Source organism: Pseudomonas sp. GW822-FHT06D10, assembly GCF_058799535.1.
The window spans coordinates 219,332-232,835 of sequence record NZ_JBXALN010000005.1; the positions used below are offsets into that span (position 1 = coordinate 219,332).

A 13,504-nucleotide genomic window follows, 5' to 3' on the forward strand; every position below is an offset into this window, starting at 1 on the left:
GATCGTGTCGGGGCCGGGAGCGCCGGGCCGGACAGGGTTGATATCGGGTTGCCGCTCTGCTTCATACCCCGCGGTCCTCGGAAGGCTGCAGGCTGACCCCGGGGGCCCCGGCCCGCAGGCGCAGGGTGATCAGGGCCCCGCCTTCGCGGTGGTTGGCGAATGACAGTTCACCACCGAAGGCACGCATCAGGGTGTCGCAGATGGCCAGCCCCAGGCCCAGGCCCTGAGTACGGGTCTTGGTGGTGTAGAACGGCTCTCCGGCGCGACCCAGCGCTTCCATGCAGAAGCCCGGACCGTTGTCGCGAATGTACAGGTTGACGCCGGTGGCGGTGGATTCGGCACTCAGCCAGAGTTTGCGCGGGGGGCCTTTTTCGGTCAGGGCATCCAGGGCGTTGGCCAGCAGATTGCCAAGCACCTGGCGCAGGCGGGTTTCCCCGGCTTCGACCCACAGGGTGGCGGCCGGCAGGTCGCGGATCAGCTCCACTTCCATGGCCCGGCGGCGCTTGGCCAGCAGAGCCAGGGCATCGTCCAGGGCCGGTTGCAGGGCCACGCTTTCCGGGGCGTGGTGATCGCGCCGGGCGAAGGCCCGCAAGTGGGCGATGATCGAGGCCATGCGCCCGGTCAGTTCGCTGATCAGCTTGAGGTTGCCCCGGGCGTCATCGGTGCGTTGGTGGTCCAGCAGCACTTCGGCGTTTTCCGCGTAACTGCGGATGGCCGCCAGGGGCTGGTTGAGTTCGTGGCTGATGCTCGCGGACATGGTGCCCAGAGCCGAGAGCTTGCCGGCCTGGACCAGGTTGTCCTGGGCCCGCACCAGTTCCTGCTGGGCGGTTTCGCGCTCCAGCACTTCCTGCTTCAGGCGCCGGTTGAGGCTTTCCAGGTCGCTGGTGCGCTCGGCCACACGCATCTCCAGCTCGCGCCGCGCCTTGGCTTCGAAGGCGATCCGCTCCAGGTAGTGGCGGCGGCGCTGCATCATCAGGCCGAGCAATAGCATCAGCACCAGCAGCGCGGCGGCGCCCACGGCCACTACCGTGCGCACCGGCCGGTCGATCAGAGTGCGCGGTGCGAGGATGCTCACGGCCCAGCGGGTTTCGTCGATCTGCTGGGTCTGGGTCAGCCAGGCATTGGGGTTGAGGTTCAGCGGCCTTGGGTCGCGAGTCGGATAGGGCTGGATGGCGACGATCGCCTGGCGTTCCTCGTCGCTCAGCGGCCGGGTCGCGCGAAAGCGCCATTCCGGGCGCGAGGTGAGGATCACCACGCCATTGTGGTCGGTCATCAGCAACTGTTCCGGGGTCTTGCCCCACAGGCTTTCGGTGTGGTCCAGGTCGACCTTGACCACCAGCACGCCAAGGATCCGCTCGCCATCGCGCACCGCGGCAGCAAAGAAGTAACCGCGCTTGGCCGAGGTGGTGCCCAGGCCGAAGAAGCGCCCCAGGCGCCCGGCCATGGCCTCACTGAAATAGGGGCGGAAGGCGAAATTGCGGCCGACGAAGCTGTCGTGCTTGTCCCAGTTGGAGGCCGCCAGGGTCTTGCCGCTGGTGTCCATCAGGTACATCACCTCGGCGCCGGTCTGGGCACTGATGTTCTTCAGCAGGCGGTTGGCGTTGCCCTGGGTCACGCCATCGTCCGGGGCGCCGAGTACCGCGCGCAGTGCCGGCAGGTCGCCGAGGATCTGCGGCAGCACTTCGTAGCGGTGCAGAGTGCCCAGCAGGTTGGCCACGTACAGGTCGAGGGTCTGGCGGTTCTGGCTGGTCAGCTCGTTGCGGTAGTAGCGCTCCGCCAGATGCTCCAGCGGCCACAGCAACGGCGCCAGGCACAGTGCCAGCAAGGCCAGGCTGCGCCAGCGAGGGCGACGGGGAAGGGGTGGGGTCATGGAAAAGGCGCCTGTGGATACAGGCGCATTATGCCTAGCCCTGCTCGGCAAGACACTCGCGCAATGCGGTGTGCCAGTCCGGCTGGACCACGCCCCACTCCCGTGCCAGGCGGCTGCAGTCCAGGCGTGAGTTCAACGGCCGCGGCGCCGGTGTCGGGTAAGCGCTGGAAGGGATGGCTTCAAGGACGGCGCAGGGTTTGTCCATGGCCAGCAACTGCTCGCCGATGGCCTGGGCAAAGCCGAACCAGGAAGTCTCGCCGTGGGCGGTGAGGTGGTAGGTGCCCCAGGCGCCGGGCTGCCCGGCTCGCCAGCGCTCGATCAGCGCCCGGGTGCTGGTGGCGATGGTGCCGGCCCAGGTGGGCGCGCCGATCTGGTCGGCCACCACCCGCAGCTCGGGTTTTTCCTGCAGCAGGCGCTGCATGGTCAGCAGGAAGTTCTTGCCATGGCTGGAATAGACCCAACTGGTGCGCAGGATCAAATGCTGGCCCTGGACCAGCCGGATCGCCCGTTCGCCAGCCAGCTTGCTCTCGCCGTAGACACTCAGCGGGTTGGGCTCGTCGTCCTCAACATAGGGCGTTTCCTTGCTGCCATCGAACACGTAGTCGGTGGAGTAGTGAATCAGCGGCACACCCAGCTCGAAGGCTTCCTGGGCGAAGATCCCGGGGGCTGTGGCGTTGATCGCAAAAGCCAGCTCCGGCTCACTCTGGGCCTGGTCGACGGCGGTGTGGGCGGCGGCATTGATGATCAGGTCCGGGCGAATGGCGCGCACTTGCTGGCGGATCTGCTCCGGGTGGCTCAGGTCCAGTTGCTCACGACCCAGGACCACCAGCTCGCCCAGGTCGCCGAGGCGCTGCTGCAGCTCCCGGGAGACCTGGCCGTGCTGGCCGCTGATAAGGATTTTCAGAGGAGCGTTCATGGGAACAGATCAGCCTCGGTCAGAAGGGCGCCGGCCTGATCCTTGGCGGACAGTTGCGGGGGCTCGTCGAGCTCCCAGTCGATGGCCAGGGTCGGGTCGTCCCAGCGGATGCAGCGCTCGGCGGACGGGGTGTAGTAGTCCGTGGTCTTGTAGAGGAACTCGGCGAAATCACTGAGCACCACGAAACCATGGGCAAACCCTTCGGGCACCCAGAGCTGGCGATGATTCTGTGCGCAAAGCCGTACCGCTACCCATTGGCCGAAGTGGGGGGAGCTGCGGCGGATATCCACCGCAATGTCGAGCACCTCGCCCTGGGTCACTCGCACCAGCTTCCCCTGGGTGTTCTGCAACTGATAGTGCAGGCCACGCAGCACGCCTTTCTGCGAGCGGGAATGGTTGTCCTGGACGAATTGCGCGTCGATGCCGGTGGCCTCGGCAAAGGCCTTGGCATTGAAGCTTTCGTAGAAGAAGCCACGCTCGTCGCCAAAGACCTTGGGCTCGATGATCAGTACGCCGGGCAGGTCGGTGGGGATGACCTTCATTGCGCTTCCCCCGCCAGAGTGAACAGGTACTGGCCATAGCCGGTCTTGCCGAAATAAGCGGCGCGCTCCAGCAGGTGCTCGCGGCTGATCCAGCGGTTCTCATAGGCGATCTCTTCCAGGCAGGCGACTTTCAGGCCCTGGCGATGCTCGATGGTCTGCACGTACTGCGAGGCCTCCAGCAGGCTGTCGTGGGTGCCGGTGTCGAGCCAGGCAAAGCCCCGGCCAAAACGCTCCACGTGCAGGTCGCCACGCTTGAGGTAGGCGTTGTTGACGTCGGTGATCTCCAGTTCGCCTCGGGGCGAAGGCTTGACCGCCTTGGCGATCTGCACCACGTCGTTGTCGTAGAAGTACAGGCCGGTGACCGCGTAGCTGGACTTCGGCTTCTTGGGCTTTTCTTCGATGGACAGGGCACGGCCCTCGCTGTCGAAGTCGATGACCCCGAAACGCTCCGGGTCCTTGACCCAGTAGCCGAACACCGTGGCGCCGCTGGTGCGCTTGGCGGCGTCGCGCAGCTGTTCGCCGAAGTACTGGCCGTGGAAGATGTTGTCGCCCAGGATCAGGCACACCGGGTCATTGCCGATGAACTCCTCGCCAATCAGGAAGGCCTGGGCCAGGCCATCCGGCGAAGGCTGTTCGGCATAGCAAAAACGCACGCCGAACTGGCTGCCGTCACCCAGCAGGTTGCGGTATTGCGGCAGGTCCTGGGGGGTGGAGATGATCAGGATGTCCTGGATGCCGGCCAGCATCAGTACCGAGATCGGGTAGTAGATCATCGGCTTGTCGTAGATTGGCAGCAGTTGCTTGGACACACCGAGGGTGATGGGGTGCAGACGGGTGCCGGAGCCGCCCGCCAGAACAATGCCTTTGATCATGCAATCAGATCCTTGATGTCGGTGGAACCCAGGCGTTCGCCCTGGTAGCTGCCGTCTTGTACCCGGCGGCACCACTCGAGGTTTTCCAGGTACCACTGCACGGTCTTGCGCAGGCCACTGGTGAAGGTTTCTTCCGGAACCCAGCCCAGCTCGCGCTCGATCTTGCCGGCGTCGATGGCGTAGCGCAGGTCGTGGCCGGGGCGGTCCTGGACGAAGGTGATGAGGTCGGCGTAGTGAGCCACACCCTGGGGTTTCTGCGGGGCCAGCTCTTCCAGCAGGCTGCAGATGCCGCGTACCACGTCGATGTTTTTCTGTTCGTTGTGGCCGCCGATGTTGTAGGTCTCGCCGACCGCGCCTTCGGTCATCACCTTGAACAGGGCCCGGGCGTGATCCTCGACATACAGCCAGTCGCGCACCTGCAGGCCGTTGCCGTACACCGGCAGCGGCTTGCCTGCCAGGGCGTTGAGGATCACCAGCGGAATCAGCTTTTCGGGGAAGTGGAACGGGCCGTAGTTGTTGGAGCAGTTGGTGATCAGCACCGGCAGCCCATAGGTACGCTGCCAGGCACGGACCAGGTGGTCGGATGCGGCCTTGCTGGCGGAGTAGGGCGAACTGGGGGCGTAGGGCGTGGTTTCGGTGAACAGGTCATCGACGCCATGCAGGTCGCCATAGACTTCATCGGTGGAAATATGGTGGAAACGGAAAGCGGCTTTTTCCGCCTCGGGCAATGTGTGCCAGTAGGCGCGGGTCGCTTCCAGCAGGCTGTAGGTGCCGACGATATTGGTCTGGATGAAGTCGGACGGCCCGTCGATGGAGCGGTCGACATGGGACTCGGCAGCCAGGTGCATGATCGCGTGTGGCTGGAAGCGCGCCAGCACGGCGCTGACGGTGGCCTGGTCGACGATATCGGCCTTGACGAACTCATAGCGGCTGTTGCTGGCGATGCTGTGCAGCGATTCCAGGTTGCCTGCGTAGGTCAGTTTGTCCAGGTTCAGCACTTCGTGTTCCGTGTGCTGAAGCAGATGGCGGACCAGGGCCGAGCCGATAAAACCGGCTCCGCCGGTAACGAGAATGCGCATGTTGGGGGGCCTGTATCCTTAGAAAACGATCAATAACCTGAGCGAATGCAGCATAGCTTGTCGGTACAGCCCCCGAGGCGCAATAGGCACCACCAGTCGAATTTGTCCCAGCTGGCGCCCCCAGCCCCCGCGACGGACGTGGCTTTGCACCCTCGCGATGGCCCGAGGGGTTGCGTATCGCTCTAGGCAGTGGCGATATAAGCGCCCTATAACAATTCCAGGGGTCGTTGTATGTTGCTCGCCACCTTGATCCACCGTGCCAGTCTGCCCAGCCCGCAAGTCTTAGCGCAGCAAGCGCTGGAGTTGCTGGAAAGCCACTACGGCCTGCACGGTACCCTGCACTCGCTGGGCAGCCAGCAAGACCTCAACTATCGCGTCGACAGCCCCCAGGGGCGGTTTGTCCTGAAGATCTGCCGCGGCGACTACTCGGTCCTGGAGTTGCAGGCGCAGCACGCCGGCCTCAAGCATCTGCAACAGCACCCGGAGCTGCGAGTGCCCAGGGTCATCCCGGCGACAAACGGCGCAGACCTGCTGTCCCTGGAGATCGCCGGGCAAGCGCTGCACGTGCGCCTGCTGGACTATATAGAAGGCCGCTCCCTGACCCAGCTGCCGCACCTGGGCGGTGAGCTGGTGGCGGGCCTGGGCCGGCTGTGCGGGCAGATGGACCTGGCCCTGGCGGATTTCGAGCATCCGGGCCTGGAGCGCACCCTGCAATGGGACGCCCGGCATGCCCAGGCATTGATCGGGCATCTGCTGCCGGTCATTGCCGACCCGCAGCAACGAGCGGTGATCGCCAGTGCCGCGCAACGCGCCGAGCGCCGCTTGCATCCGCTGCTGGAGCAACTGCCGGTGCAGGCCATCCATATGGACATCACCGATGACAACGTGGTCTGGCAGCGGGATGAAGCACGGCATTGGCAGGTGCAGGGGGTGATCGATTTCGGCGACCTGATCCGCACCTGGCGCATCACCGACCTGTCGGTGACCTGCGCGGCGCTGCTGCATCACGCCGAGGGCGACCCGCTGCGCATCCTCCCGGCGATCCAGGCCTACCATCAGGTCAACCCGTTGCAACGGGCGGAGCTGCTGGCGCTCTGGCCTCTGATCGTGGCCCGGGCGGCGGTGCTGGTGCTCAGTGGCGAGCAGCAGGTCAGCATCGACCCGGGCAATGCCTACAGCCGTGCCAACCTGAGCCACGAGTGGGAGATTTTCCAGGTCGCCAACTCGGTGTCGTTCGAGTTCATGGAGGCGGCGATTCTCACCGCTGTCGGGCACGCACTGCCTGCCATCGGCGGTGAGGGGTTCGCCCCGCTGTTGCCGAGCCTGGTGGGGCGCGAATTCGCCCTGATCGACCTGGGCGTGCTCAGCCCGCACTTCGAGGCGGGCAATTGGGAGCAGCCGGGGATCGACGATCGCCTGTTGGCCGAAGCCGGCGCCGCCCATGGCCTGGCGGCCAGCCGCTATGGACAGTACCGCCTGTCGCAGACCCGTCCCGATAGCGCCGAGGAACCCTCGACCTGCCCCTTGCATGTACAACTGCAAGTGCCGCCAGGCACCGCTGTGGAAGCGCCGTTCGCCGGGGTCCTGCACCGCGGCGAGCAAGGCCTGTTGCACCTCGATGGCCCGACCCTGAGTGTGCACCTGTGGGGCGTCGAGCCTTCGCTGCACCCGGGAGCGGCGCTGGTCAAGGGCCAGGTGCTGGGCGCCGTGGCGGCGGATGGTCGGCTCAAGGTGCAGCTGTGTCGCGCTGCCGAACTGGATCCGCCGCTGTTTTGTACACCGTCCCGAGCCCCGGCCTGGCAAGCCCTTTGCCCCTCGCCGGCGGCGCTGCTGGGGCTGGCCTGCGATGCCGAACCGGAACTGGATCCGCAAACCCTGCTGGAGCGTCGTGACGCCAGTTTTGCCCGCTCGCAGAAGCACTATTACCTCGATCCGCCGCGGATCGAGCGCGGCTGGCGCAACCACTTGATCGACATGCAGGGGCGTTCCTACCTGGACATGCTCAACAATGTCGCGGTGCTGGGCCACGGTCACCCGCGCATGGCCGCTGAAGCGGCGCGGCAATGGTCGCTGCTCAACACCAACTCGCGTTTCCACTATGCGGCGATCGCCGAGTTCTCCGAGCGCCTGCTGGCCCTGGCACCGGATTCCATGGATCGGGTGTTCCTGGTCAACAGCGGCACCGAGGCCAATGACCTGGCGATCCGCCTGGCCTGGGCCTACAGCGGCGGGCGCGACATGCTCAGTGTGCTGGAGGCCTACCACGGCTGGTCGGTGGCGGCTGACGCAGTGTCCACCTCCATCGCCGACAACCCCCAGGCGCTCACCAGCCGTCCGGAGTGGGTGCACCCGGTGACCGCGCCCAACACCTATCGCGGCGAGTTCCGCGGCCAGGACAGCACCCCGCACTACCTGCGCAGCGTCGACCAGCAACTGCACAAGCTGGATGAGCAGCAGCGCCAACTGGCCGGTTTCATCTGCGAACCCGTGTATGGCAACGCCGGAGGGATTTCGCTGCCACCGGGCTACCTGCAGCAGGTCTACGAGCGGGTGCGGGCCCGGGGCGGGGTGTGCATCGCCGACGAGATCCAGGTCGGCTACGGGCGCATGGGCCAGTTCTTCTGGGGCTTCGAGGAGCAGGGCGTGACCCCGGACATCATCACCATGGCCAAGGGCATGGGCAACGGCCAGCCCTTGGGTGCGGTGATCACCCGGCGGGAAATCGCCGAAGCGCTGGAGGCCGAAGGCTATTTCTTCTCCTCGTCCGGCGGCAGCCCGGTCAGTTGCCGCATCGGCATTGCGGTGCTGGACGTGATGCAGGAAGAGAAACTCTGGGAAAACGCCCAGGTGGTCGGTGAACACTTCCGGCAGCGGCTGGAGGCGCTCAAGGAAAACCACCCGCTGGTGGGAGCGGTGCATGGTTCCGGTTTCTACCTGGGGCTGGAACTGATCCGCGATCACGCCACCCTGGAACCGGCCACCGAGGAAACCACCCTGCTGTGCGAACGCCTGCGCGAGCTGGGGATTTTCATGCAACCTACCGGCGATCACCTGAACATCCTCAAGATCAAGCCGCCGATGGTCACGACTCGCCAGAGCGTGGATTTCTTCGTCGACATGCTGGCCAAGGTGTTGAGCGAAGAGCTGTAGGCGCAGGGCTCTGCTTTGCGTTGACCTCCATTCGCCGGCCGGCTCCTGCAACGCTTGGCAGGAGCCGGCTTGCCGGCGAATACGTTTCTTGATAGTTCGATTGTTATCGGCTTTTTGTCGGTAATTTATCGTGAATAATGATTTTTCAGCTTTCAAAGTCGATATTTATCGGATATAAAGTGGCCATATCCAGGCCCGGCCTCGCCGTGCCCGGTGCCTTGTGTCCGTTGTCATCGACCGCTTCGCCTTGCCCAGGAGTTGATCCATGAGCCGTACCGTTACCGTCGCCGCTACCCAGATGGCCTGTTCCTGGGACCTTGAGGCCAACCTCGAAACCGCCGAGAAACTGGTGCGCGAAGCCGCGGCCAAGGGGGCGCAGATCATCCTGATCCAGGAACTGTTCGAGGCGCCTTACTTCTGCCAGAAGCCCAACCCGGATTACCTGCAACTGGCCACCACGGTGGACAGCAACGCCGCCATCGCGCACTTCCAGAAAGTCGCCAGGGAGCTGCAAGTGGTGCTGCCCATCAGCTTCTACGAGCTGGCCGGGCGGGCGCGTTTCAACAGCATCGCGATCATCGATGCCGATGGCAGCAACCTCGGGATTTATCGGAAAAGCCACATCCCGGATGGCCCCGGCTACCACGAAAAGTACTACTTCAACCCGGGCGATACCGGCTTCAAGGTATGGAACACCCGCTACGCGAAGATCGGCGTGGGCATCTGCTGGGACCAGTGGTTCCCCGAGTGCGCCCGCAGCATGGCCCTGCAAGGCGCGGAAATTCTCTTCTACCCCACCGCCATCGGCAGCGAGCCCCACGACCAGACAATTTCCTCCCGCGACCACTGGCAGCGGGTGCAGCAGGGCCATGCCGGGGCCAACCTGATGCCGCTGATCGCCAGCAACCGCATCGGCAACGAAGAGCAGGACGGCTACGACATCACCTTCTACGGCTCGTCCTTCATCGCCAATCAGTTCGGCGAGAAGGTTCAGGAGCTCAACCAAACTGAAGAAGGTATCCTTGTGCACAGCTTCGACCTCGACGAGCTCGAGCACATCCGCAGCGCCTGGGGCAGTTTCCGTGACCGTCGTCCGAACCTCTATGGCGCGCTGAAAACCCTCGACGGTTCCCTGGAGTCCTGAACACTATGAGCACTTTGCACAGCACGCCGCGCGCCGACGGTTTCTACATGCCCGCCGAATGGGCGACCCAGACCCAGGCCTGGATGATCTGGCCCGAGCGCCCGGACAACTGGCGCCTGGGCGGCAAGCCGGCGCAGGCCGCCCATGCCGCGGTGGCCAAGGCCATCGCGCGCTTTGAACCGGTGACAGTGGCGGTGTCCGCGGCCCAGTATGAAAACGCCCGGGCACGCCTGGACGTGCCCAATATCCGTGTGGTGGAAATGTCCAGCGACGACGCCTGGGTCCGCGACACCGGCCCGACTTTCGTCATCAACGCCAGCGGCGAAGTGCGCGGCGTGCACTGGGGTTTCAACGCCTGGGGCGGCTTCGAAGGCGGCCTGTATTCGCCTTGGAATCGTGACGAGCAGGTCGCCAGCAAGGTGCTGGAAATCGAACGTTGCCAGGAGTACCGCACCGAGGGCTTCGTGCTCGAAGGTGGCTCGATCCACGTCGATGGCGAAGGCACCCTGATCACCACCGAGGAATGCCTGCTCAACCACAACCGCAACCCGCACCTGTCCCGCGAAGAGATCGAGGCGGTACTGCGCGAGCATCTAGCGGTGGAGCAGATCGTCTGGCTGCCGGACGGCCTGTACAACGACGAAACCGACGGCCATGTGGATAACTTCTGCTGCTATGTGCGCCCGGGCGAAGTGCTGCTGGCCTGGACCGACGACCCCCAGGACCCGAACTACCCGCGTTGCCAGGCCGCCCTGCAGGTGCTGGAAAACACCCGTGACGCCAAGGGCCGCACCTTCAAGGTGCACAAGATGCCGATTCCCGGCCCCTTGTACGCCACCGAAGAGGAATGCGCCGGGGTCGACGCGGTAGAGGGCAGCCAGGAGCGCAACCCTTCGGTGCGCCTGGCGGGTTCCTACGTGAACTTCCTGATCGTCAATGGCGGGATCATCGCGCCCAGCTTTGACGACCCGATGGACGCCCAGGCCAAGGCCATCCTGCAGCAGCTGTTTCCCGAGCACGAAGTGGTGATGGTGCCGGGCCGTGAACTGTTACTGGGGGGCGGCAATATCCACTGCCTTACCCAGCAACAGCCCGCGCCACAGCGGATTTGAGTGCCGTTGTAACAGCCGATGCCGGTTGTTTGCCGGTGCCGGCCCGGCCCATGGCCTGAGCTTCGCCAGCCAGCCCGCAGCCTAGACAGGCCGCGGGCTTTTTCATGGCCGTATATCGGCACGGGTGGCACATTGGCATAGCTCTTGTATCTCTCCTGGGGTGATTCTGAGACATGGAGAACGGTGTTGTTCTGTCATAAAGCTTGGATAAGTTAGGCCGCTCAGATACCAGGAGAGCGCTGGAATGAACATGGTCAGCGAGCGGGCGTCCCATCCCTTGGCAATGAATAACGAGTCGCTGCAGGTGCTGGCCCAGTGGTTGAAGTCCAATGGAACGCGTCAGATCAGGGAACCTGATCCGCGCCGGATCATCATTGAGCGTTACCCCGCTGGATTGCTCAGCGAGGCGGAACTGCAGGCGTTGTGGGATGTGGTGAAAGGATAGACAAACAAGGGATTGTGCGAAGCGCTGCCGGGATGGCAGCGCTTTTTTTTTGCCTGGCATTCAGATGCCGGGCATCCGGGCGTCAGAAGCGGTAGTTGCCGGTGACCACCAGGCTGCGAGGGTCGCCCGGCTGGATCTGGAAGGCGCTGGTGGCGGAACTGTAGTACTCGCGGTCGGCGATATTGTTCAGCGCAGCGCGTACGTCCCAGTCCTTGTGCCGGTAACCGGCCAGGGCGTCCCAGCGGCCATAACCGGGCAGCGCCACGGTGTTGCTGCTATCGGCGAAGCGGTCGCCGACCAGGGTCAGGCCGGTCTCGGCGTACCAGCCCAGTTCCGGCTTCCAGGTGATGAACAGGCTGCCATTGCGCTTGGCGACGTTGTTCACGCGCTTGTCTTCGAAGCCGTTGTTGTCCTTGACCACCACGGCGTCCTGCAGGCCGATGCCGCCGCGCAGGTACCAGTTGCCGACGATCTTGCCGGTGCCCGTCAGCTCGATGCCGCGGGAGCGTTGCAGCCCGGTGAGCAGGGTGATGCTGCGGTCCTGCGGATCGGAGGTGCGACGGTTGTAGAGCTCCAGCTCATACACCGCCAGGGTGGTGCTCAGGCGTTCGCCCAGCCAGTCGCTCTTGACTCCGACTTCCTTCTGCCGGGTGAGCTCAGGGCTCAGGTCGTTGCCGTTACCGGCGGCGTTCGGGGTGATGCCGATCAGGCCGCCGCCCACCGGTGAGAACGACTTGCTCCACGAGGCATAGAACGAGTGGTGCTCCAGCGGCGTCCAGACCACCCCCAGGCGCGGGCTGACGCTATGGCTCTCGCGGCTTTCGGAGAGCCCGTTCTTGCGGTTGCTGGTCTGCACATCGAAGTTGTCGTAGCGCAGGCCGGCGAGCAATTGCCATTGATCGTTCAGGCGCAGTTGGTCCTGCACATAGAGGGCTCGGCTTTCGACCTCGGTGTGGTTGTTGCTGGAGACCTGCATGCGGCCGGTGTGGCTCTGGTACGGGTTGGGGTTGTACAGGTCGACGGCGGGCACCGCCTGGCTGCCCGGCCCGGAAGTGGCGACGTTGTAGAGGACCGGGTCGCGGCGCTGGCTGCCGAGCTCCAGGCCGGTGAGCAGGCGATGTTCCAGGCCGAAGGTGTCGAAACGGCCCTCCAGTTCGGTGTTGTTGTAGACGTTGCGGGTCTTCAGGTCCTGCTGCCAGCGTTGGCGTTGGACCTTGCCGGTCGTGGCGTTGTAGCCGGTCTGGTAGGTGTTGTCGAAGTCGCTGTCGAGCTTGAATACCCCCAGGGTGTGGCGCAGTTGCCAGTTCTCGCTGAGCTCGTAGCTCAGCTTGGAGCGCAGGGACTGGGACTTGTCGTCGATGTAGTCGCGGTGATCGCCGTAGGTGGTGTCGCGGCTGACGTCCGCCGGGCGTCCATTGACCCCGGGGATGCCGCGGTCCGGGGTGCGGTTGTAGCGGCTGTATTCATACTGCACCAGCCAGTTCAGGTCCGGGGTCAGTTGCCAGCTCATGGACGGGGCGAACAATTGGCGGTTGCCGCTGACGCCTTTGCGGAAACTGTTTCGGTCCTCGTTGCCCAGGTTCAGGCGCAGGCTGATGTTCTCTGTCGGGTCGGCGCTGAGATCGGCATACAGGCTGCGCAGGTCCTGGCTGCCGCCCTGGACTTCGACGCTGGAGCGGCGGCCGAATTCCGGCAGCTTGCTCACCCGGTTGATGATCCCGCCCTGGCTGCCACGGCCGTAGAGCACTGCTGCCGGGCCCTTGAGCACTTCGATGCGCTCGATGTTGTGCAGGTCGCGCACGTATTGGCTGTCGTCGCGAATGCCGTCCAGGTAGAAGTCGTTACTGGCATCGAAGCCGCGGATCCGCAGGCTGTCGAAGCGCGTGTCCGAGCCGCTGCTGACGTTGGGAATGCCACTCAGGGCGCTGCCCAGGTCGTTGACGCCGTAGTCCAGCACGTTGGCGGTCTTGATTGTGTCGATGGCCTGGGGCACGTAGCGCGCCGGGGTCGAGGTACGGGTTGCAGTGCTGACTTCCTTGACGCGAGGGTCATCGGGGTCGGCTTCGGCCTCGGCACTGATGGAGGTCATCGGCAGGGTAGTGCTGGCAGCGCAGGCAAAACCGCTGGCCAGCAGGGTGCAAAGACCCAGGGACAGGGGCATGAGGCGGAAATGGGCAGGCATCTGAAACGCATCCGAGAAGGGGAAATTCGAGGGTGCGAATGGTAATGCTTGTCATTAACAGATGTTAAATATTCCCTAATAAGTTCCCCAGGCTATTTGTTTCTGAATGTATCTTTCGGGTATCGGTTCGCATACTGAAGCTAAACAGACGGATTCGACCGGTTACAGCAACAGACTAAAAGCCAATTCGAG

The 13,504-nt window shown here is 64.3% G+C and carries 10 protein-coding genes; 4 read left to right on the top strand and 6 right to left on the bottom strand.

Going from position 1 to position 13,504, the window contains the following annotated elements; genetic code table 11:
• Nucleotides 1–61: 61 nt before the first annotated feature.
• The 5 genes from AC1RL5_RS18320 to rfbB are packed head-to-tail and all read right to left on the bottom strand — an operon-like array spanning nucleotide 62 to nucleotide 5,279.
• Nucleotides 62–1,870 (bottom strand): sensor histidine kinase, encoded by a 1,809-nt coding sequence (locus tag AC1RL5_RS18320; RefSeq protein WP_011058679.1) that lies wholly within the window; start codon nucleotides 1,868–1,870, stop codon nucleotides 62–64.
• A 34-nt stretch (nucleotides 1,871–1,904) separates the two neighbouring features.
• Entirely contained in the window at nucleotides 1,905–2,786 is an 882-nt protein-coding gene (rfbD, locus tag AC1RL5_RS18325; RefSeq protein WP_015633783.1) for a dTDP-4-dehydrorhamnose reductase, read from the bottom strand.
• The gene (gene rfbC / locus AC1RL5_RS18330; RefSeq protein ID WP_072443790.1) at nucleotides 2,783–3,328 is read right to left on the bottom strand and encodes a dTDP-4-dehydrorhamnose 3,5-epimerase; all 546 of its coding nucleotides are present in this window, start codon (nucleotides 3,326–3,328) and stop codon (nucleotides 2,783–2,785) included. The genes rfbD and rfbC overlap by 4 nt, the downstream gene beginning before the upstream one ends.
• Nucleotides 3,325–4,200 carry a glucose-1-phosphate thymidylyltransferase RfbA gene (gene rfbA, locus AC1RL5_RS18335; protein WP_072452131.1) on the bottom strand — a complete coding sequence of 292 codons (876 nt, stop codon included), beginning with the start codon at nucleotides 4,198–4,200 and terminating at the stop codon, nucleotides 3,325–3,327. Before rfbA ends, rfbC begins: the two co-directional genes overlap by 4 nt.
• Nucleotides 4,197–5,279 carry a dTDP-glucose 4,6-dehydratase gene (gene rfbB / locus AC1RL5_RS18340; RefSeq protein WP_072452130.1) on the bottom strand — a complete coding sequence of 361 codons (1,083 nt, stop codon included), beginning with the start codon at nucleotides 5,277–5,279 and terminating at the stop codon, nucleotides 4,197–4,199. Before rfbB ends, rfbA begins: the two co-directional genes overlap by 4 nt.
• Before the next feature lie 231 nt (nucleotides 5,280–5,510).
• On the opposite strand from rfbB, the gene AC1RL5_RS18345 reads away from it, so the two are divergent.
• The 4 genes from AC1RL5_RS18345 (at nucleotide 5,511) to AC1RL5_RS18360 (ending at nucleotide 11,130) form a co-directional block, all read left to right on the top strand.
• The gene (locus tag AC1RL5_RS18345; RefSeq protein ID WP_207239918.1) at nucleotides 5,511–8,429 is read left to right on the top strand and encodes an aminotransferase; all 2,919 of its coding nucleotides are present in this window, start codon (nucleotides 5,511–5,513) and stop codon (nucleotides 8,427–8,429) included.
• Nucleotides 8,430–8,694: 265 nt separating this feature from the next.
• Nucleotides 8,695–9,573, top strand: coding sequence for an N-carbamoylputrescine amidase (gene aguB, locus AC1RL5_RS18350; RefSeq protein ID WP_011058685.1), 879 nt, complete (start codon nucleotides 8,695–8,697; stop codon nucleotides 9,571–9,573).
• Between the two features lie 5 nt (nucleotides 9,574–9,578).
• A complete protein-coding gene (gene aguA, locus AC1RL5_RS18355; RefSeq protein WP_011058686.1) occupies nucleotides 9,579–10,685 on the top strand; it encodes an agmatine deiminase in 1,107 nt (368 codons plus the stop codon).
• A 244-nt stretch (nucleotides 10,686–10,929) separates the two neighbouring features.
• A complete protein-coding gene (locus AC1RL5_RS18360) occupies nucleotides 10,930–11,130 on the top strand; it encodes a hypothetical protein (RefSeq protein WP_011058687.1) in 201 nt (66 codons plus the stop codon).
• 82 nt (nucleotides 11,131–11,212) lie between these two features.
• Here AC1RL5_RS18360 and AC1RL5_RS18365 read toward each other — a convergent pair whose 3' ends face one another.
• Nucleotides 11,213–13,312: a TonB-dependent receptor gene (locus tag AC1RL5_RS18365; RefSeq protein WP_207239919.1), complete on the bottom strand. Its 2,100-nt coding sequence runs from the start codon at nucleotides 13,310–13,312 to the stop codon at nucleotides 11,213–11,215.
• Between the last annotated feature and the right edge of the window lie 192 nt (nucleotides 13,313–13,504).

What these genes read in the sequence shown, in the direction of transcription:
- rfbC (WP_072443790.1), bottom strand. Translation starts at nt 3,328, where the DNA reads ATGAAGGTCATCCCCACCGACCTGCCCGGCGTACTGATCATCGAGCCC.
- aguB (WP_011058685.1), top strand. Translation starts at nt 8,695, where the DNA reads ATGAGCCGTACCGTTACCGTCGCCGCTACCCAGATGGCCTGTTCCTGG.
- AC1RL5_RS18320 (WP_011058679.1), bottom strand. Translation starts at nt 1,870, where the DNA reads ATGACCCCACCCCTTCCCCGTCGCCCTCGCTGGCGCAGCCTGGCCTTG.
- rfbB (WP_072452130.1), bottom strand. Translation starts at nt 5,279, where the DNA reads ATGCGCATTCTCGTTACCGGCGGAGCCGGTTTTATCGGCTCGGCCCTG.
- aguA (WP_011058686.1), top strand. Translation starts at nt 9,579, where the DNA reads ATGAGCACTTTGCACAGCACGCCGCGCGCCGACGGTTTCTACATGCCC.
- rfbA (WP_072452131.1), bottom strand. Translation starts at nt 4,200, where the DNA reads ATGATCAAAGGCATTGTTCTGGCGGGCGGCTCCGGCACCCGTCTGCAC.
- AC1RL5_RS18360 (WP_011058687.1), top strand. Translation starts at nt 10,930, where the DNA reads ATGAACATGGTCAGCGAGCGGGCGTCCCATCCCTTGGCAATGAATAAC.
- AC1RL5_RS18345 (WP_207239918.1), top strand. Translation starts at nt 5,511, where the DNA reads ATGTTGCTCGCCACCTTGATCCACCGTGCCAGTCTGCCCAGCCCGCAA.
- AC1RL5_RS18365 (WP_207239919.1), bottom strand. Translation starts at nt 13,312, where the DNA reads ATGCCTGCCCATTTCCGCCTCATGCCCCTGTCCCTGGGTCTTTGCACC.
- rfbD (WP_015633783.1), bottom strand. Translation starts at nt 2,786, where the DNA reads ATGAACGCTCCTCTGAAAATCCTTATCAGCGGCCAGCACGGCCAGGTC.